Genomic DNA, 20,009 nt, shown 5'->3' on the forward strand with positions numbered 1-20,009 from the left:
AGTGGTTGCCGGTGGCGTTGCTGGCGGTGGTAAAGACCGGGGCGGCGTATCTGCCGGTGGACCCGGAGTATCCCGCTGAGCGGATCGCGTACATGCTCGGTGACGCCGACCCGGTGTGCGTACTGGGCTCGGCGCAGACGCTTCAGCAGGTGCCCGAGAAGTGGACGGAGCGTGCTGTAGACGTCCCTGCGCAACCCCTCGACGGCTACTCCGATGGTGAGTTGACGGCCGACGAGCGCGGTGGGGAACTGCTGTCCGAGTATCCGGTATACGTGATCTACACGTCGGGATCGACGGGCCGTCCGAAGGCTGTGGTGTTCCGGGCCGGGGCGATGGCCAACCTCCTTGCCTGGCACAGAGGCGACCGCGCGAGCAGTGGGATCACCGCCCACTTCACGTCCATCAGCTTCGACGTCGCCGCACAGGAGATCTTCTCCACCCTTTGGTCCGGCGGAACCCTCGCCGTGCCCCGTGACGACGTTCGCAGAAATCCCGTGGAACTGGTGCGCTGGCTCGACCGGCACGGCGTGAACCAGCTGCACGCACCCAACCTCGTCATCGAGGCGGTCGCTGAAGCGGCCACCGAACTCGACTTGCCGCTACCGCGGTTGCGCGAGGTCGCACAGGGCGGTGAGACACTGACCGTACGCGACTCGGTGCGCGACTTCTTCGCCAGGGTGCCGGGACGTCGGCTTCACAACCACTACGGACCGACGGAGACCCACGGTGTCACTGCGCTGGCGTTGGAGGGTGATGCTCGCCTGTGGCCGGTGTTGCCGTCGATTGGCCGGCCGTTGGTCAACAGTCGGGTGTATGTGCTTGATGATCGGCTGTGTCCGGTGCCGGTGGGTGTGGCTGGGGAGCTGTATCTGGCCGGTGACCAGGTGGCGCGGGGGTATTTGAAGCAGCCGGGGCTGACGGGTGAGAGGTTCGTGGCCGACCCGTTCGCTCAGTGGGCGGGTGAGCGGATGTATCGGACGGGGGACCTGGCTCGCTGGCGTGCGGATGGGACGGTGGAGTTCCTGGGGCGGGCGGACTTCCAGGTGAAGATCCGTGGTTTCCGGGTGGAGCTGGGTGAGATCGAGGCGGTGGTTGCCGGGCATCCGCTGGTGTCGCAGGTGGCTGTGGTCGCGCGGGAGGACCGGCCCGGGGACAAGCGTCTGGTCGCCTATGTCATACCGTGTGAGGCGGAAGCCTTCGACGCTAGTGAGCTGCGCCGGTATGCGTGGGAGCGGCTGCCCGATTTCATGGTCCCGGCCGCGGTCGTGACGCTCGCGGAGCTGCCCCTGACCGCCAACCGCAAACTCGACCGGCGGGCGTTGCCGGCCCCGGAGTACACCGCCTCGGGGCGCGGCCCGCGGGGCGGGCAGGAAGAGGTCCTGTGCGCGGTCTTCGCCGAGGTGCTGGGCGTGGAGCGGGTCGGTATCGACGACAACTTCTTCGACCTCGGCGGCCACTCTCTGCTCGCCACCCGGGTGATCAGCCGGGTGCGTGCACTGCTCGGCGTGGAGCTGCCCCTTCGTGTCCTGTTCGAGGGGCCGACAGTGGCCCAGCTCGCTGAGCGGGTCGCGGACGCCGGAGCAGCGAGGACGGCGCTGGCCCCGATGGACCGCCCAGCCGAGGTGCCGCTGTCCTTTGCCCAGCGTCGTCTGTGGTTCCTCAACCGCTTCGAAGGTGGTACGGCTTCGGCGTACAACCTGCCCATCGCTCTGCGCGTCACGGGTGCCGTGGACCAGGCCGCGCTGCGTGCGGCGATCCGCGATGTGATCGCCCGGCACGAGTCGCTGCGCACTGTGTTCCCCGAGGGCGCCGACGGCACGCCCTTCCAGCGGGTCCTGAACGTGGACGACGCGTGCCCGACCCTCCTCGCCGTGCCGCTGAGCGAGGCCGAGCTGCCCCATGCCCTGGCCGACGAGACGCAGCGCGGCTTCGATCTGGCATCCGAACCACCGCTGCGTGCCTGCCTGTTCGCGGTGGACAACACCGCACACGTCCTAGTTGTGGTGCTGCACCACATCGCGGGTGACGGCTGGTCGATGGCACCGTTGGCGCGGGATGTGGCCAGGGCGTATGCGGCCCGCACCGAGGGGCGCGCCCCTGCGTGGGAGCCGCTGCCGGTGCAGTACGCGGACTACGCGATGTGGCAGCGGGAGCTGCTCGGCGACGAGACCGACCCGGACAGCGTGCTCAGCCGCCAGGTCGCGTACTGGAAGAACCACCTCGCCGAGCTGCCCGAACAGCTTCAGCTGCCCGTCGACCGGGCCCGCTCCGCGACGGCGTCGTACCGGGGCGACCATGTGGCCTTCACCCTCGATGCGGACACCCACGCGGGCCTGGCGGAGCTGGCCCGGGAGTCGGGCGCGAGCATGTTCATGGTGGTGCAGGCGGCGTTCGCAGCCCTGCTGTCCCGGATGGGTGCGGGTACGGACATCCCGATCGGTTCGCCGGTTGCGGGCCGTACGGACGAGGCGCTGGACGACCTCGTCGGCTTCTTCGTGAACACGCTAGTGCTGCGCACGGACCTGTCCGGTGACCCGACCTTCCGCGAACTCGTCGGCCGGGTGAGGGAAGTGGACCTGGCCGCATACGCGCACCAGGATGTGCCGTTCGAGTATCTCGTTGAGGTGCTGAACCCTGCCCGCTCCACATCGCGGCACCCGCTGTTCCAGGTCATGCTGACCTTCCAGAACACGGAACAGGCCGAGGTACGGCTCGACGGCCTAGCGGTCGCCGCGGAAGCGACACGCGCAACCACGGCGAAGTTCGATCTGTCACTGAGCGTCCGCGAGACGCGCGGCCCGGACGGCACGCCCGCGGGGCTCGTCGGAACCTTCGAGTTCGCGATGGACCTGTTCGACCGGGTGACGGCCGAGCAGATCTCCGAGCGGCTCGGGCGACTGCTCGCCGCCGCCGTGGCCAACGCCGACCGGCCCGTCAGCGGCCTGGACATCTTGTCCGCGCACGAGTACGAGGAACTGGTCGGCGGCGCGCAGAGTCCGGACGCCGGCACCGACGCGCGGACACTGCCGGACCTCTTCGAGGAGCAGGCGGCCCGCGTCCCGGAGGCGACGGCCGTCGTCCTCGATGGAGCGGAACTTACCTACGCCGAGTTGAACGCGCGGGCCAACCGCCTCGCCCGGTACCTGATCGGACACGGCGCAGGTCCCGAGACCACGGTGGCCCTGGTGCTGCCGCGCTCTGCGGACGCGGTGGTGGCGATGCTCGCGGTCCTGAAGACCGGCGCCGCCTATGTGCCGGTGGACCCGCGGTACCCGGCCGAGCGGATCGCCCACATGCTGGAGGACGCCCGGCCCACCGCGGTGCTCACGAGCGCGGCACAGGGGGAGTCCATGCCGCAGGGCAGGGTCATCGTGCTCGAGGACGTCGCGGAGGACATCGCCCGGGAGGCCAGCGCAGACGTGCCGGACACGGCGCGGCACCGCCCGCTCCTGCCCGGCCACCCCGCGTATCTGGTCTACACCTCGGGCTCCACGGGCCGGCCGAAGGGCGTCGTCGTCGCCCACGAGACGGTCACCGGCCATCTGTGGTGGATGGCCCGGACCTACCCCCTCGACGCCACGGACAAGGTGCTCGCCCGCACCTCGTTCAGCTTCGACGCCGCCGTCTGGGAGATCTGGCTGCCGCTACTCACCGGCGCCGCCATGCACTTGGTGAGCGCCGATGTGGCCGCCGACCCGCACCAACTGGCCGACCAGCTCGCCCGGCACGGCGTTACAGTCGTCCAGGTCGTGCCGTCACTGCTGTCCGAGTTGTGTGCGGCCGCAGTGGCGGCGGGTACCACGCAGACGTCCTTGCGGCGGCTCTTTGTCGGCGGTGAACCGCTGCCCGCCGCCCTGGCCGAACTCGCCCGGGACACCTGGGGTGTGCCGTGCGTCAACCTGTACGGACCCACCGAGTCCACCGTCCAGGTCACCCACCATCAGGTTAGGGACGACCGCACCGGAACCGACGCCTGTGTGCCGGTCGGCCGTCCGGTGCCCGGAGTGCGTGCATACGTTCTCGACGACGGGCTGCGGCCGGTGCCCGCAGGCATTCCCGGCGAGCTGTACCTCGCCGGCGGCCAGCTGGCCCGCGGATACGCGGGCCGCCCAGGCCTGACTGCCGACCGCTTCGTCGCCGACCCCTACGGGCCTCCCGGAGCGCGCATGTATCGCACCGGTGACCTCATGCGGCGGCGCCGCGGCAGCGAGCTGGAGTTCCTGGGCCGGGTTGACGAGCAGGTCAAGCTGCGTGGTTTCCGCGTCGAACTGGGCGAGATCGAGGCGGCGTTGACGGCGCAGTGGCAGATCTCCCAGGCCGCCGTCGTGCTCCGTGAGGACCGGCCCGGCGACCAGCGGCTCGTCGCCTATGTGATTCCCGCCGACGGCGCATTGCTCGACCTCGACGAGCTGCGTGGCTGCCTGGCGGGGCTGCTGCCCGACTTCATGGTGCCCACGGTCTTTGCGGTCCTGGAGGCCTTCCCTCTCAGCCCGAACGGCAAGCTGGACCGGCGGGCTCTGCCACGGCCCGACGTGACCGCCCGCAGCGCTGGGCGTGCGCCGCGCAACCCGCAGGAGGAGGCCTTGTGCGGCCTGTTCGCGGAAGTACTCGGCACTACCGGGGTCGGCATCGACGACGACTTCTTCGCTCTCGGCGGCCACTCCCTGCTCGCGACGCGCCTGATCAGCAGGATCAAGACTGTCTTCGGTGTGCGGGTCTCCCTGCGGGCGCTATTCGAGGCCCCTACGGTGGCGCGCCTACTACAGAGGTTCGACGGCGAGGACCCGGGCGACGGCCTGGCCCAGCTCATGCCACTCCGACCGGACGGCGACCGGCCCCCGCTCTTCTGCGTACACCCCGCCAGCGGCCTGAGCTGGGCCTACGTCGGCATGCTGCAGCACCTCCACCCTGACCAGCCGGTGTACGGGCTGCAGGCGCGCGGCATCGCCGAGGAACGGGCACTGCCCTGCTCCCTGGCGGAGATGGCCGCCGACTACGCGGCCCAGATGCGCGCGGTACAGCCGACCGGCCCGTACCACCTTCTCGGCTGGTCGTTCGGAGCCATCGCCGCGCACGCCGTCGCGACCACGCTCCAGGAGCAGGGGGAGAGCGTCGCATTCCTGGGGCTCCTCGACGGCTACCCGCCCAGCGGCATCGACATGGACGAAACAGATATTCCGGATGAGGCGGGTATCCTGCAGGCGCTGCTGCGCGACATGGGCATCCAAGATGAACTGCGCGGCGCAGCCGTCCCTCCGCTCGTCAAGGCGGCGGAATTGCTGCGACACCAGGGCGGAGCCCTCACCGGGCTCGACGAGAAGACGCTCGCCCGGGTCGTGGCCGTCTGCGCCAACGGCATGCGGATCTCGGCAAATCACCGACCCGAGGTGTTCCGTGGCGACGTGGAGTTCTTCACCGCCACCGCGGGCCGACCGGACCGGCAAGGCGCCCACACCCTGTGGGCGCCCTACGTGGAGGGACACATCACCGACCACCCGGTCGACTGTGCCCACGCCGACATGACCACCGGGGAGCCCCTCAAGGAGATCTCCGAGGTGGTCACCGCGAAGCTCACCGGGAACGGAGGCGTTCAGTGACGCCTTCCGCCTGGCGGCGCGGGCCGCGCCGTACTGGCGGGCCTGGCCCGTCCGCCTCTCCGATGCGGCGCCTCCTCGGCTGCTGCCGTCGCTACCCCCGCACCATCGCGCTCACCCTGGCGGCAGCCGTGGTGGCCATCGCTGCCGCGGCCGCGATGCCGCTGATCAGCCGGGCCATCGTGGACCGGGTCATCGTCGCGGGCGATCTGCCCCTGCTGCCCTGCCTGATGGCGCTCGCCGGCGCCGGACTCGTCCGCTTCGGCGCCGGCGCCGCGCAACGCTGTCTCGCGGCGCGCCTGTCCTGCGACGTCCAGCATGATCTGCGGATACGCACGTTCCGCGCGCTGTCCCAGCTCGACGGCGCGGGCCAGGACGCCCTGCGGACCGGGCAGCTGGTCAGCCGGTCGATCTACGACCTGTCCATGGCCCAAGGTTTGGTCACCCTGCTGCCCAACGTCCTCGCCAGCGTCCTGCTGCTGATCCTGTCCCTTGCGGTCATGGTCGCCCTTTCGCCGCTGCTTACCCTGGTGATGCTGATCGTGCTGCCCCCACTGCTGCTGACCGCCTGGCACAGCAGTCGGCACCTGTACCCTGCCACCCTGGAGGCGCGGGAGCGCGAGGCCGCCGTCGCCTCCGTTGTCGACGGCGCGGTCGCGGGCGTCCGAGTGGTGAAGGGGTTCGCCCAGGAGCAACGGGAGTTGCGGGGGCTGGGCGCCGCCGCGCACGAGCTGTTCACGGCACGGCGCCGTGTCGTCCGCCTCAACTCCCTGTACAGCTCGACCCTCCAGGCTCTGCCGCTCCTCGGTCAGGTGGGCATCCTCGCCACCGGCGGCTGGCTGGCCTCGCGGGGCTCCATCTCCCTCGGCACGTTCGTGGCGTTCTCCACGTATGTCGCGCAGATCATCTCCCCGCTGCGCGGTCTGGCCACCGTCGTCACCGGTGCCCACCAGGCGCGCGCCAGCGTCGTGCGGGTCTTCGAGCTGATTGACATCAGGCCGCTGGTGACCGACCGGCCCGGCGCGGCGCATCTGCCGCCCGGGCCGGTCGGTATCGAACTGGAGCACGTGACCTTCGGCTACGGCACGGACGACGATGCCCCTTTGGCCCTCGACGGGGTCTCGCTCATCGTGCGGCCCGGCGAAACACTCGCGCTCGTGGGCGCGGCCGGATCCGGCAAGTCGACGCTGGCACAGCTGCTCCTGCGGTTCTACGACGTGCGGGGCGGCGCCGTGCGCGTGGGCGGCCACGACATCCGGGACCTGACCGCTGACTCGCTGCGCTCCGCGATCGGCCTGGTAGCGGAACACAGCTTCCTCTTCACCGGAACCGTACGCGACAACATCGCCTATGGCCGCCCGGACGCCACCCCGGCCGAAGTGACCGCGGCAGCCGCGGCGGCCGGAGCCGACGGGTTCATCCGTGAAATGTCCGACGGCTACGACACCCGGGTCGGCGAGAGGGGCTTCACCCTCTCCGGCGGGCAGCGGCAGCGCATCGCACTGGCCCGCGCGCTGCTCACTGACCCGCGTGTCCTGTTGCTCGACGACGCCACCTCGGCCGTCGACCCCCGCACCGAGAAGGAGATCCATGCCACGCTCCGGCAGGTTAGGAGCGGCCGGGCCACCCTGCTCATCGCCCGCAGCTGGGCCACCCTGCAACTCGCCGACCGGATTGCTTTCCTGGACGGCGGCAGGGTTGTCGACAGCGGCACCCACGCTGAACTCGTCGCCCGCTGTCCCGCGTACCAGGCCCTGCTGGCTGGACCGGCACGGGAACCGGACGGCGAGGACAGGGCAGCGGTGGTCCGGCAGCCGGAGCACCGGGACGTGTCCGTGCCGTTGGCGGCCCCGGCCGCCGCCGGCGACCTCGCCGCCCCGGACCCGGCCGCCCCCGAGGCACTCGCCGACCTGGCCCCGGCCGCCATCGCGCCGGCTTCCGATGCGGAACCCGGTTTCGGTCTGCGTCGCCTGCTGCGCCCCTTCCGCGGTGCCCTTGCGCTAGGGGCCATTCTGGTCCTCCTCGACGCGCTGGGCAGCGTGTTCGTGCCGCTGCTCATCCGCACCGGCATCGACGACGGCATCCAGCGGTCCGCGTCGCCCGTGCTGCTCGGGACGTCGATCGCCGCCGTCACCGTCGTACTGGCGGGCTGGGCGGTCAGCCTGGCCCAGATCCGGACGAACGGCCTGCTCGGCGAGCGGATCCGCTACCTGCTGCGGCTGCGTGGCTTCGCCCACCTCCAGCGTCTCGACCTGTCCTACTACGAGCGGGAGCTGTCGGGGCGCATCATGACCAGACTGACCGCCGACGTGGACGCGGTCGCCGCGTTCAGCCAGACCGGTTTCGCCATGGCGCTCGTCAGCCTCGTCTCCACCGTCACCGTCCTCACCGTGCTGCTCGCCCTGGACTGGCGGCTGGGCCTGGTGGTGTGTGCGGCGCTGCCCGTCCTGGCCGTGGCCACCGTTGTCTTCCGGGTGACGTCCGTCAAGGCTTACGATGCCGCCCGCGACAGCTCGGGCGCCCTCAACGCCGCACTGCAGGAATACGTCGCGGGCCTGCGCATCGCCCAGACGTTCCGGCAGACGGAGCGCGTCGCCGAGTGGTTCGCCCGCAAGAGCGCCACCTACCGCACCGCTCGACTGCGCGCCCAGCGCTACGCCGCCGGCTACTTCGGGATAGTGGAGCTACTGCCCACGGCCTGCGCCGCGTGCGTGCTGGCCTTCGGGGCGGAGCGGGTCCGCTCCGGCGTTTCGACCATCGCGCTGCTCGTGGTGTTCCTGCTCTATGTGGACGTGCTCTTCGCCTCGGTGCTCCAGCTCTCGCAGGTCTTCGACAGCTATCAGCAGGCCTCCGTCGGGCTCCGCCGGATGCTGGACCTCTTCCGTACCCCGAGCGGCACGCCGAGTGCCGAACGTCCCCTGCCGGTACGGAAGGTGGTCGGCGCCATCGACCTCATGGACGTCCGCTACCGTTATCCGGGCACCACCCGGGACGCGGTCCACGACGTACGACTGAGCATCCTGGCCGGGCAGACGGTCGCGCTGGTCGGCAAGACCGGCGCGGGTAAGTCCACGCTCGTCAAACTGGTCGGGCGGTTCTACGACGTGTCATCCGGTGCTGTCCGGGTCGACGGGCTCGACCTGCGCACCCTGGAACTCGGGGACTACCGGCGCCGGCTCGGCATCGTCCCGCAGGAGACACACCTCTCGGGCGGCACGGTGCACGACGCCATTGCCTATGGCCGTCCCGCCGCGACGGAGGCCGAGGTGATCGCCGCAGCCCGCGCCGTCGGCGCCCACGAGCTGCTATCCCGGCTGCCCGGCGGCTACCGGCACCCGGTCTGGGAGGGCGGCCGGAACCTCTCCGCAGGGCAGCGTCAGCTCGTCGCTCTCGCGCGCGCCTGGCTCGTCGACCCGGACGTCTTCCTGCTCGACGAGGCCACCTCGGTGCTCGATCCGGCGACCGAGGCGGCCGTGTCCGGTGGCGTTGCCCGGCTGACCGTCGGCCGCACCTCACTGCTCGTGGCGCACCGCCTGGCCACCGCCGCCCGCGCGGATCGCATCATCGTGATGGACGACGGCACCGTCGTGGAGGACGGCAGCCACGATGAACTCCTCTCCCGGGGTGGTTACTACGCGGGACTGTGGAAAGCCGCCGTACCAGGACACGACAGGGAGGGTTCTCCGGTCACCCGGTGACTTGGCCGATGACGGACGACGCGAAGAACGCGGTCAGTTGAACACGGAAAGGTCCTCCGATTCCGTCGACGGGCCGTCACCCAAGATCGAAATTAATCTGAAGATCGTTGGGGCGAAGCAGCGTGTCCTGGATAGACCCAGGCCACGCCTACTTGGTTGTGCTGGCGACGGAAACGGGAGGCATCGTGGTCGCGTCTGGTCAGGCAGCTACGAAAGCTGCGCGAAGCGGTAACACTCCGGTTAGGGCGGCTGCAGAAGAGGCGACGCCCTTTGGCAGTAAGGAATCAAGCGACGTCTTGTATTTCGGCTTGGATATTTCGGCCGAGCGAACCAGGCTGCAGATCCCGCAGAATCTCTCCCTGGAGGCCTGGTGCCGCCTAGGGGGAAGGATCCTCACGGTATCCGATTCGTCAGCCTGGTGGATCGGTGATTGGCTGATATTCGGTCAGAACCAGTACGGCGACCGATATCGCCGGGCGATGAAGGAGACCAAGCTCGACTATCAAACGCTGCGGAACTATGCTTGGGTGGCGAGAAAATTCGAACCGCCTCGTCGGCGAGGCAGTCTCACATTTCAACATCACATGGAAGTTGCTGCCCTTTCGGAAGTCGAACAGGACCACTGGCTCGACTTTGCCGTCCGACTGAACTGGTCGAGGAACGAGCTGCGCAAACAGATCCGGGCCAGCACGTCGGGCGAAGAACATGCTGAATGCCGACGCCAGGTTCAGCTCAGCCTCCAGTTAGATGAGACGCGTCTCGAACGATGGAGGGAAGCTGCACGACGGAGTAACCTGACTCTGACGGATTGGATCTCATCCATCGTCGATGGGGCCATTTGATCGGATGCGCATCGCCGAAGTGGTCGGTGCTGGGACGGCCGAGGAAACCCCAGGAAGGTGGACCTGGCGGTGGTCGCCGTGCCGTCGGCCTGAGGGGCACCGGTCGTCGCGTCTCACCATTCGAGGGGCACCGCTCGCTATTACGTCCAGGCGTGAACTCGAAGAACTGGGTTGTGACCTCGCCACCTTGGAGACACTCAGAACTGCCGCGGACCAAAAGTCGCTCGCCTGCGGAGGCTGACGGTCATCTGCTGGAGTTCATCCAGTGTGGCAGCGACGGCTGCCACCACATCCCCGGCAGGTGCGTGATCACCATGGAGACCGAACTGCGGACATCGACGTCTTCGTCGAAGACCGGCCGACCGAGTTGGTTCGCCTCTTCAGCGAGGTGGCCAACGTCGGCGTGGTGATACACAGCATCGACATCTCGCAGCGGCCTGACAACCTCGACCGTGCGGCCACCATTTCGGTTACTCCGAGCAGGGCTGCAGGCCTCTTGCACGAACTACACCGCAGAAAGTGGCCCACGGACGCCTGATCGGGGGAACGGAGGGGAGGTCACAGGTCGCGGGCGACTGGCAGGGCCTCCTCAGCGATGCGCTCGAGGCTGTCGGAGGGCGCGGCGTAGACACCTTCCGCGCGAGGGCAGTGCACGACAAGATGGGTGATGCCGACCTTCGCATAACTCTCGGACAGATGTAGGAAGGCGTCTGGGGATTCCAGGAAGTTGCCCGCGGGATCGGTGGCCACGAAGATCCGGTCGATGGTCTCCGGATCGCGATCGACGCGCTCGCACGCCTTACGGAGGGCAGTGATCTGGTCCGTCACCGCGGCCAGACACTCCTGAGGAGTGAACCCCGCGGCCCAGTTGGCGGGGCCCGTCGTCACCCACGCGTCGCCGTGCCGGGCGGTCAGTGCCATGCCACGCCGCCCGGCTGACGCGACAGCGAGGGGAAGACGCGGGCGTTGCAGGCAGCCTGGGTACATACGGGCGCCGTTCGCGCGGAAGTACTTGCCCTCGTACGTGGTGACCGGTTGACGGAGCAGGAGGTTGGTCAGCTCGACGAATTCCTCGAATCTGGCGGTCCGTTCACCGCCCGGCACGACCCTGCTGGTGAGCACTTGCGCATCACCGGCGGTTACGGAACCGGCACCGACGCCCAGGACGAACCGTCCGCCGGATATGTCATCGAGGGCAATTGCGTCCTTCGCCGTGGTGACGGGATGGCGGAAGTTGGGCGACGTGACGAGCGTTCCCAGGAAGATCCGGCTGGTGGCGCACGCGGCCGCGGTAAGAACCGGAAAGGCAGAGAACCAGGGGCCGTCAGCGAGACTGGACCAGGACAGATGGTCGTACGTCCACGCCGAATCGAACCCGAGCTTCTCGACCGCGCGCCACTCCCGGGCGGCCTGCGCCCAGCGTTTCTCCGGAAGGACGAGTACTCCGACACGCATGGTCACTCCCCGGCCAGGTCGTTGGTGATCGCATCGGCCTCGGCCTCGACCAGCAACGAGGGGTGAGCCAGGGCCGCCTCGACAATCGTGCTCGCCGGGCGCACCTGGGTGAAGGACTCGACATGCACAACGCCGTAGGCCTCCAGAGGGCTAATGGCGCTGGCGTAGAACCGGGCGCGCACGACGCCTTCGAGGGATGCGCCGGTTTCCTTCCGCGCGCTCTCGATCCGGCGCAGACACTCGGTGTTCTGCGCCGCGATGTTTGCGCCCCCGTCGGGGCCTGCGGCCGTACAGCCCGCGACGGTCACCCAGGGCTCGACCCGCACGGCACGGGAGTAGCCGAAGAACTTTTCGAAACGCGTTCCCGTGGCAATGAGCCGGCGCTCGCTCATGGTCAGTTCTCCGTTCCGGGCCGGCCGTTCGGGAGATGGGTGAACTCAAACTCCACACCGTTGGTGTCGTAGGCGTAGAAGCTCTCCACGCCGTCACTATCCACGACGATATCGGTCGCCGGGATGTTGCGGGTGAAGGTGTACTTCCCGGAGTTGCGGATGGAGTGCCACCTGGCGTGCCAGCTGCGCAGTTCCTCGGAGCTCGCCACCTCGACGCACACGTGCTGGAACTGGTTCGTGTCGGCGGGCGGCGGCGCACCATGTTCAGAGCCTCGTGTGAAGAGGTGGAACCGGAGTTCGCCGGCGGTGAGTTCGGCCAGACCTGAGAGGCCGGGCAGCCGCTCCATGCTCAGGTCCGAGAACCGGTCGAGAGTCCAGGCGACCTCAGCCCCGAAGAACTCTTCGTACCAGCTGATGCTGCCATCGAGATCACCTGTCTGTACTGCTATGTGGTGAACCCGGAGCCGTGCTGGGTCAGCATCGTCGGCGCGTGTCAGGATCGGGTTCGTCGTCGTGCGTGTATCGGCCACGTGGTCATCCCATCTCGTCGGAGTCATCGGCACATGGCGTAGGTCTGGCGGCCGCGTGGGCTGGCCGCGGCCATCAACACGTCCTTGTCGTGATCGATGCCCACCGCGCACACCTTGCCCAGTGAGTACTCGTCCACAAGCTCCACCTCGTGTCCTCGGCGGACGAGTTCTTCGACGACCTCGGGCGCGCAGTTGCGTTCCACGGTGAGCACCTTTGGACGCGATTCGTGTGGGGTGAACGAGGCCGAGAAATGGTCGGTGTGGAAGGCGAGCGTTTCCGTGGCGGACTGCAGGTCCAGGCCGAAGTCGGCCACCGCGAGAAAGAACTCCAGGGTCCACTGGTCCTGCCGGTCGCCACCTGGAGTACCGAAGGCCAGAACGGGCTTGCCCTCTTTGAGGACGAGGCTGGGGCTGAGGGTGGTCCGCGGCCGACGGCCCGGCGCGAGAGAGTTCGGATGACCTTCCTGCAAGGTCATGGTCTGCCCCCGAGTGCCCAGGGAGAAGCCAAGCCCTGGTATGACCGGCGAGCTCTTCAGCCAGCCGCCGCTTGGCACTGCGGCCACCATGTTGCCGAGACGGTCGGCCACGACGACCGTGCAGGTGTCGTTGCGGGCGGCGGTGGCCTTCACGATGGTGGGCAGTCCGTTGTGGATCTGTCCCATCCAGTAATCGCCATCGGCCGGTGCCTCGTCGGACAGCAATTCGGGTATAACGGGTGTGCGGTCGCCGGGAGAACCGGGACGCAGCGTCTCGGCGGCCTTCTCCTCGATCAGGGCGCGTCGGGCTTCCGAGTACGGGGCGCTCAGTAGGATGTCGAGAGGTACGTCGCTGTGCTCGGGGTCTCCGTACCACGCCTCTCGGTCGGCGAAGGCGAGCTTGGCGCACTCCGTGACCGTATGCAGGTACTCCGCGCTGTCGAGGCCCATACCCGCCAAGTCGAATCCGTCCAGGAGGGCGAGCTGCTGGAGGAAGACCGGGCTCTGCGACCAAGCCCCGGGTTTGTGCACGGTGTATTCGCCGTACTGGAGCCGGACCGAACTCTCCACGGTGGCCCGCCAGTCGGCCAGGTCCTGGCCCGTCAGCAGCCCGCGATGCCGCCGCCCTGTCGAGTCGAGCAGCTCATGGCCCGGGACGAACGCGTCGATAGCCTCGGCGACGAAGCCCTGGTAAAAGGCCTTCTCCGCCGCTGCCAGCTGCGCTTCCCGGTGGCCGGAGGCGGTGGTCGCCTCCCTGAGTAGACGCTTGTAGGTGTTGGCCAGCGCGGGATTACGGAAGCGCTGCCCGGCCTTAGGGGGGCGTCCGTGCGGCAGGTATGTGCGGCCCGACTCCTTCCACTCCGTCGCGAAGAGGGGAGCGAGCAGTTCGATGGTGTCCGCTGTTCCAGCCAACAGCGGGAAGCCGTTCTCGGCGTACCCGATCGCATGCTCCAAGACATCGGCCAGGGGCAGGGTGCCGTGCTCGGCGAGGAGCCGCATCCAGGTTCCGAACGCCCCGGGCACCACGGCGGGCAGTAGCCCGGATCCCGGTATCTGCCGCAGACCCAGGGAGGTGAAGTGTTCGATGGTGGCGGCCTGCGGCATGGGGCCCTGCCCACAGACGACCTGGACTCGGTCGGTCTCCGCAGTATAGGCGACGATGGGCACGTCTCCGCCGAGGCCGTTGAAGTGCGGTTCGACGACCTGCAGCACAAAACCGGCGGCCGCTGCCGCGTCAAAGGCGTTTCCACCTCGTTCCAGGACCGCCATCGCGGCTGCTGAGGGCAGCCAGTGGGTGGCGGAAACAGCACCGAATGTGCCAACCAGTTGCGGCCTTCCAAAACGCACGTGAACACCCGTCCTCTGGCTCTATATTTGCCTGGCAGGAAATTGAGGTAATCGGCTCGGTCGTCTCGTCGGCGAGACGTGATGATAGCACCGATCCACCAATATCTTGCTGCTCGAACAAGTAGAGTCGGTCAATATCGAATGGTGCTGTACGCGGCGCCTGACCGGTGTGCCCTTTGGTGCGGTTTCCACTGAGCATATGGTGACGGTACGGTGCCGTGAGGAAAAGGGATGGGCGACGCGGCGATCAAGCCCTTAGGTACCCTGCCTCCGTCGCCCGCTACCACGGCGTTTCATTAGGTCAAGCGGCCTTCGAAGTGTACCGGACGCCGAGCGGAAAAATCCAGCCCTTCCGTCCTCGGGAGAAGGCTCGGAAAATTCATAATTAGCCGCGCGTCTTGCGATGCCGGTGGTGCCCGAGGAGATCTTTCTGGTATCTCTGCGCGAGTTGGACCGTGCAGACCGTGATTGGATACCCGAGGACCCGGGGGCCAGCGTTTACATCCGGCCGTATCTGGTGGCTACGGAGGAATTCCTGGGTGTGCGCCCGGCTGCGCCCATCCTCTGTCGATATGGGTCTCGGAGGACATCACGCGCGTGGCTCCAGGCGGTAGTGGTGCGGCGACGCGCGTCGGCAACTACGCGGTGGAGCGCCGTTAACTCGGAGGCATGAACGTCTTTTCGTCCTTGACGACGGAACTCTCGTCACGCCCCCGCTCAAGCCCATATCGGGGGTAGCGACGGTGCGGTCGGCATCGAGCCTAACGATGCGCCTGCTGGAGAGCGCCACGAGCAGTGCCCTCAATACCTCCGAATGCGCGTCGTTGTCGCCGGCGAACCCCTTTGCCACGACACGGCGTGTGGTGGCCAGCTCGTCCAAGCGCCCTGTTTCCCACGCAGCACTGAGGGCTGCTCAGGCGATGGCCGCGTTGAACGTTTGGGCGCAGTGCGCCTCCGCTGACACCTGCTCGTCGGTAGTACTCACGAGAATCCCTTCTGGATCTGCTCGTCACGAGCGGTTTGTGAGTCGGAGTGTGGGGTGAACGCTCCGGGTTCTGCGTCGGCGCACACGATCAGAGCGTGAAGAGTGTCAGTGAAAGAGGCTTTGAGTTCCTTAACGTCAGTGCTGAGGAGCTGAGGGGGGTCCTCGGCGGTGCTGGATGCGCATGAAGGGTAGAGACCGTTGACAGTTATGTCGAGCAGGATCGCCTGAAGCCTGCGAACGAGCTGCTGAACGAGCGTGCGATACCCAATGGGTAACCGGGTGGTCAGGAAGATGCCATCGTAGAGCCATCGAAGCGTCTCGCGGCGCAGCGGTCGAGAGCTACGCCGTTCGTTGGGAGTACGCAGCAGCGACACGCCGGACGGAACGACCCGGACGGCTATGCCTTCGTGGACGGTCTCGTGAAGTTCGCACTCTGCGGCGAGTGCCGACGCCTCGTCTGGGTTGCCCAATCCCGTCTTGCCCCGTATCAGCGGGCGGACGGATGCGTAGTCCCTGGCCCAGGCGCCGGTCAGGTTGGGATGCAGGCGCGCCATCGGCTCCCTGATGATGCGCTCGTACGCCTCCTGAGGAGGTGAGCTGGTGTACAGCAGCATGAGGGAACAGCCACGGACCAGACAGCGCGCCTGGCGAGCGAGTGCGTCGGTGTCCGCGTCCGGCTGCTCGGCCTCGTTCAGAATCGAGGAGAGTATCTGCCACAGAATGAACGTGGCTTGATGCCCGGTGATCCACCGGAACCAGAACAGACGGTCGATGTTGGCCGCGTCGGACGGCGTCAGGGATGCGGAGGCCTCGCGGGGGGGCGGTATGAGCGAAGGCCGGACACCAAGTGCCTCCCGAGGAAGCCAGGAGGGCGGAAGCGCGAGTGGTTCGAGCCCGTAGAGGTGTCCGCCGAACTCCCATTCGTCCGATGTCGGCAGCACGGTGGACAGGGCTTGCTGATCATAGGAGTTCATTGTGTTCCCGGTCGTCGGGGAGTCGGAATGGTTAATCGGCACTGTGGGTACAATTCGAGTGATTACATCTGACGATAATAGCATCTTGAATCGAAATGGATGTCTCGCCGGCGAGACAGTCGGTGAGCCGCACGACAATCATTGCGTGTAATCGTGCCCGAGGTGCGATCGCGAGGGAGGTGCTGGTCGCCGTATGGATCCGGTTTTCACGGGAGGCATCGACGGCCAATCCGTTCGAAGACGAAGACGGCACATGCTATGTGTCCGTGAACGAAGAGGGACAGCACTCTCCATGACCGACTTTTAGGGATGTCCCCGCTGGGTGGACGAACGTTCATGGAGAGGTGTCGCGGAAAGACTGCCTGGACCATGTGGAATCCCGCTGGACGGGCATGCGTCGACGGTAATGTTCGGGCAGCGCCACGAGGGCTGGTCCGTTCTCTACGACCCGCAGCGGGTCGCGGGACCAGGTACTTTTCGCTGTCGCCGTTTACAGCGGCGACATGTAAGTAGACAGGCCGGCTCGCTGGAGGCGGCACGGCGCGTTCACGGTCTGAAGGTCTCGGAGGTCGGCGCCTCTGACGAAGACACGCTTCGGCCTGATTCTTGACCGTTGTTGCACATCGTAAGGAAGGCGTGAGATGAGCAGTCCGTTCCGGATCATGCACCACGTGTGCATAGTCGTCCACGATATTGAGAAGGCCGTCGAATACTACACCGAGCTCGGTATAGGTCCTTGGTTCGACTTTCCTGACCTCTCCGGCTTCGGTGATCTGGATATGCCTAATCGGCAAGCTTTCATGGCGATGACCTACAAGTACGCCGACATAGGAAACGTACAGTTTCAGCTGTGCCAGCCACCGGAGCTGGACTGTCCGCAGCGCAGGTTTTTAGATGACTACGGTCCGGGAGTCTTCCATATCGGGTTCGCAGCCGAGGATGTCGACTCCAGTGAACACGTCGGCCGGGAACTGGGTTTGGGCGTGGTGATGCGGGGTCGCCGGGAGGACGGTACGGGGTTCACCTACTTCGACACCAGCGATTCGGCAGGGGTGACCCTCATGGTACGTTCCGTTCCGCCGCCTCGGAGCGAGGTGTGACGTGCGGTTTCTGATCGTGCTGGCGCATCCCGAACCCGCATCGTTCAACGCGGCGCTGACCCGCGTTGCCACGGAGACGCTCCAGGGGGCCGGGCACTCCGTCGAAATCAGTGATCTCTACGCGATGAAGTTTCACGCCGTCGTGGGGCCGGACGACTTCCAGGACAGGCCGAGGGCGGCCGGTGTCCTGGACATCGCACGTGAGCAGGGAACCGCGTTCGAGGCCGGCTCCCTCTCCCCGGACATACGTGCGGAGCAGGACAAACTCGCGGGCGCCGATGTACTCATCCTGCAGTTCCCCATGTGGTGGTTCACGATGCCGGCCATTATGAAAGGATGGGTTGATCGCGTCATGGCCAAAGGGTTCGCGTACAAGGCCGGGCGAAAATACGATACGGGGATGTTCCAGGGGAAGTCCGCCATGGTGTCGGTGACCACTGGGACATCCGCAGCCACTTACGCCCCGAACGGCATTGACGGTGACATCCTGAATGTCCTCTGGCCGATCCACAACGGAATCCTTCGGTACACCGGGTTCGACGTCATCACCCCCTTCATCGCCTATGAACCGGGCCGTCGTTCGCGGGAGGAACGGGTGTCGATGCTGAGGGCGTATCGAGACCGGCTGCGCGGGCTCGACCGGACACCCAGGCTGTTCTTCCACTCGCGTGAGGAATACGGCCCGGACGAGCGGCTGAGAGCTGGGGTGACAGCGCGTACTATCGCGCAGCGAAACCCCTGACGAGAGTCACGACGATGGCCCCTTGGGCCTCGCGGCGCTGTGGACGACCCACGGGCGCCAAGTCGAGCGCCCCTCCCGCGCCGTCCGCCCTGCGGAGCACACGTCGGACGGCGGTGACCTGGTCGAGGCAGGTGCCGAGGCGGGCGGGGAGGTCGGCGGTGACGCCGTAGCGTTCGCGGCCGGACTTGGCGTAGGCGGGTCGGATGTGGAAGGGGACGGAGTCCCGTGGCGAGGACGTGACATTGCCACCACTGCAGCAAGGCGAAGGCCGAAGGGCGGTCGGCGGCTGCGTCGGCGCGGGCCAGGCGGAGGGCGTCCAGGAGGCGTGTCAAGCGTTTCGGTGAGCGGGCGGAGTGGGCGCGGTGCTGATTCCCTGCTGACTTGGTGCTGACTACGCTGCGTAGACCTCGGGTAATAGCCGCAGATCGGGTGCCGTTGCGCCAGGCAATCGGCCGCGGAGTTGTCTAGCCTCGCGCTTTCATGAGCATGCCCGTCCATGCCTTGATCAAATAATCGGAGAGTGCTCCTGACCTGCAACGATGGGACTTGTCTAGGGTCCTGTTGGCTGCACGGGAAGAAGCACTCTCCAGGTGAGCAAGCGTATCGGGTTGTACCCGCGTGTCCGCGTCGAGGGCGGTGGCACAGGGGCGGTCTCGCAGGCCGGGGCGGTGCTGCTGGCTGAGACGGTCCGCAAGTCCGGCCTGGACATCGCGATATCGGGCGTCTTGGCGCCGTGGCGCAAGCCGCGGGCGGTGCACGACCCGGGCAAAGTCCTGCTGGATGTCGCGCTCGGTGTCGCTCTGGGCGGGGACTGCCTCGCCGATGTCGCCATGCTGCGGGCCGAGCCCGACGTGTTCGGCCCGGTGGCATCCGACCCCACGGTCTCCCGGCTCATCGACGCCCTCGCCGCAGCCGGACCGAAGGCCCTCACCGCGATCCGGTCGGCACGGGCCGAAGTACGCTCACGGGTCTGGGGGGCTGGCCGGGCGAACGGTCCGGCCGCCGACGGGCAGGTGATCGTGGACATGGACGGCGTGCTGGTCCTTGCACATTCCGAGAAACAGGACGCCACCGCGACCTGGAAGAAGACCTTCGGCCATCATCCGCTCGTCGCGTTCGTCGACCACGGCCAGGCCGGTTCCGGAGAGCCGGTGGCGGCCCTGCTGCGGCCCGGCAATGCAGGCTCCAACACCGCGAGCGATCACATCACCACCACCCAGCTCGCCCTGGCCCAACTCCCCAGACACCTGCGGCGGGACCGGCAGACACTGATCCGCACCGACTCCGCCGGCGGCACTCACGCCTTCCTCGACTGGCTCTCCCGCCGGGGCCGGTGGCTGTCGTATTCCGTCGGAATGACCATCACCGACACCATCCACCAGGCCGTCCTGAAGATCCCGAAGAAGGCGTGGACACCGGCCTACGACGCCGGTGGCACCGAGCGGCCCGGCGCCTGGGTCGCGGAGATCACCGACATGCCCGACCTGAGCACATGGCCGAAGGGCATGCGGCTCCGCGAACATTCACCGCAAAGACCTGGACCCGCTGGATGAAGCTCGTGCCTTGCAGCGGTTGCTCGCCCTGATCGTCCGCAAGGAACGGCCACACCCCGGCGCCCAGTTACGCTTCACCGACCTCGACGGGCTGCGGCTGACCTAATCCGGTATTAGCGGTGCTCGGTGGCTGGGCAGCGTGGGTGAAGACATCTATCCCTAACACGGCCCTACAGGCCTTCTGTGAGAGCGGTGCTTCACGACACATCCTGGTCACCGCAGTGCTGCCGTCGAGCGTTGGCGGTCACGTGGGCGCCGGGCGGATGCCTTCGTCTGACCAGGCGTTGATGCCTCGAAGCAGATCGGTGGCGTTCTGCGTCC

10 protein-coding genes and 2 pseudogenes are annotated in these 20,009 nt (G+C 67.4%); 7 read left to right on the plus strand and 5 right to left on the minus strand.

The window, feature by feature from the left end:
• Nucleotides 1–17: 17 nt before the first annotated feature.
• From BIV24_RS29565 to BIV24_RS32770, 3 genes are all read left to right on the plus strand, one after another.
• On the plus strand, nucleotides 18–5,597 hold the full coding sequence (locus BIV24_RS29565) for an amino acid adenylation domain-containing protein (RefSeq protein ID WP_281247784.1): 5,580 nt from the start codon (nucleotides 18–20) through the stop codon (nucleotides 5,595–5,597).
• A 62-nt stretch (nucleotides 5,598–5,659) separates the two neighbouring features.
• Nucleotides 5,660–9,292: an ABC transporter ATP-binding protein gene (locus BIV24_RS29570; RefSeq protein WP_071369543.1), complete on the plus strand. Its 3,633-nt coding sequence runs from the start codon at nucleotides 5,660–5,662 to the stop codon at nucleotides 9,290–9,292.
• Between the two features lie 122 nt (nucleotides 9,293–9,414).
• Complete coding sequence (locus tag BIV24_RS32770; RefSeq protein WP_281247785.1) at nucleotides 9,415–10,134, plus strand: LmbU family transcriptional regulator; 720 nt, start codon at nucleotides 9,415–9,417, stop codon at nucleotides 10,132–10,134.
• A gap of 558 nt (nucleotides 10,135–10,692) precedes the next feature.
• Here the strand turns inward: BIV24_RS32770 and BIV24_RS29575 are convergent.
• From BIV24_RS29575 to BIV24_RS29595, 5 genes are all read right to left on the minus strand, one after another.
• Nucleotides 10,693–11,589, minus strand: a complete 897-nt coding sequence (locus BIV24_RS29575; RefSeq protein ID WP_071369544.1) for an LLM class flavin-dependent oxidoreductase — start codon at nucleotides 11,587–11,589, stop codon at nucleotides 10,693–10,695.
• Between the two features lie 2 nt (nucleotides 11,590–11,591).
• Nucleotides 11,592–11,981: a Rid family hydrolase gene (locus tag BIV24_RS29580; protein ID WP_071369545.1), complete on the minus strand. Its 390-nt coding sequence runs from the start codon at nucleotides 11,979–11,981 to the stop codon at nucleotides 11,592–11,594.
• A gap of 2 nt (nucleotides 11,982–11,983) precedes the next feature.
• Entirely contained in the window at nucleotides 11,984–12,538 is a 555-nt protein-coding gene (locus BIV24_RS29585) for a VOC family protein (RefSeq protein WP_079168637.1), read from the minus strand.
• Nucleotides 12,535–14,256 carry a gamma-glutamyltransferase family protein gene (locus tag BIV24_RS29590; RefSeq protein ID WP_079168638.1) on the minus strand — a complete coding sequence of 574 codons (1,722 nt, stop codon included), beginning with the start codon at nucleotides 14,254–14,256 and terminating at the stop codon, nucleotides 12,535–12,537. The genes BIV24_RS29585 and BIV24_RS29590 overlap by 4 nt, the downstream gene beginning before the upstream one ends.
• 1,059 nt (nucleotides 14,257–15,315) lie before the next feature.
• Entirely contained in the window at nucleotides 15,316–16,293 is a 978-nt protein-coding gene (locus tag BIV24_RS29595; protein ID WP_071369547.1) for a hypothetical protein, read from the minus strand.
• 308 nt (nucleotides 16,294–16,601) lie between these two features.
• Here BIV24_RS29595 and BIV24_RS36625 point away from each other — a divergent pair.
• The 4 genes and pseudogenes from BIV24_RS36625 to BIV24_RS29610 all read left to right on the plus strand — a co-directional run.
• Nucleotides 16,602–16,700 (plus strand): annotated as a pseudogene (locus BIV24_RS36625) (MbtH family NRPS accessory protein); the annotation flags it as partial.
• Between the two features lie 234 nt (nucleotides 16,701–16,934).
• A complete protein-coding gene (locus BIV24_RS29600) occupies nucleotides 16,935–17,393 on the plus strand; it encodes a VOC family protein (protein ID WP_071369548.1) in 459 nt (152 codons plus the stop codon).
• Between the two features lies 1 nt (nucleotide 17,394).
• Nucleotides 17,395–18,135, plus strand: a complete 741-nt coding sequence (locus tag BIV24_RS29605) for an NAD(P)H-dependent oxidoreductase (RefSeq protein ID WP_071369549.1) — start codon at nucleotides 17,395–17,397, stop codon at nucleotides 18,133–18,135.
• Between the two features lie 590 nt (nucleotides 18,136–18,725).
• Nucleotides 18,726–19,791: pseudogene (locus tag BIV24_RS29610) on the plus strand (IS1380 family transposase); the annotation flags it as partial.
• Between the last annotated feature and the right edge of the window lie 218 nt (nucleotides 19,792–20,009).

This window comes from Streptomyces colonosanans, assembly GCF_001866645.1.
In the GTDB taxonomy this organism is placed as follows: domain Bacteria; phylum Actinomycetota; class Actinomycetes; order Streptomycetales; family Streptomycetaceae; genus Streptomyces; species Streptomyces colonosanans.

What these genes read in the sequence shown, in the direction of transcription:
- BIV24_RS29585 (WP_079168637.1), bottom strand. Translation starts at nt 12,538, where the DNA reads ATGACTCCGACGAGATGGGATGACCACGTGGCCGATACACGCACGACG.
- BIV24_RS29590 (WP_079168638.1), bottom strand. Translation starts at nt 14,256, where the DNA reads ATGGCGGTCCTGGAACGAGGTGGAAACGCCTTTGACGCGGCAGCGGCC.
- BIV24_RS29575 (WP_071369544.1), bottom strand. Translation starts at nt 11,589, where the DNA reads ATGCGTGTCGGAGTACTCGTCCTTCCGGAGAAACGCTGGGCGCAGGCC.
- BIV24_RS29595 (WP_071369547.1), bottom strand. Translation starts at nt 16,293, where the DNA reads ATGAACTCCTATGATCAGCAAGCCCTGTCCACCGTGCTGCCGACATCG.
- BIV24_RS29600 (WP_071369548.1), top strand. Translation starts at nt 16,935, where the DNA reads ATGAGCAGTCCGTTCCGGATCATGCACCACGTGTGCATAGTCGTCCAC.
- BIV24_RS29570 (WP_071369543.1), top strand. Translation starts at nt 5,660, where the DNA reads ATGCGGCGCCTCCTCGGCTGCTGCCGTCGCTACCCCCGCACCATCGCG.
- BIV24_RS29580 (WP_071369545.1), bottom strand. Translation starts at nt 11,981, where the DNA reads ATGAGCGAGCGCCGGCTCATTGCCACGGGAACGCGTTTCGAAAAGTTC.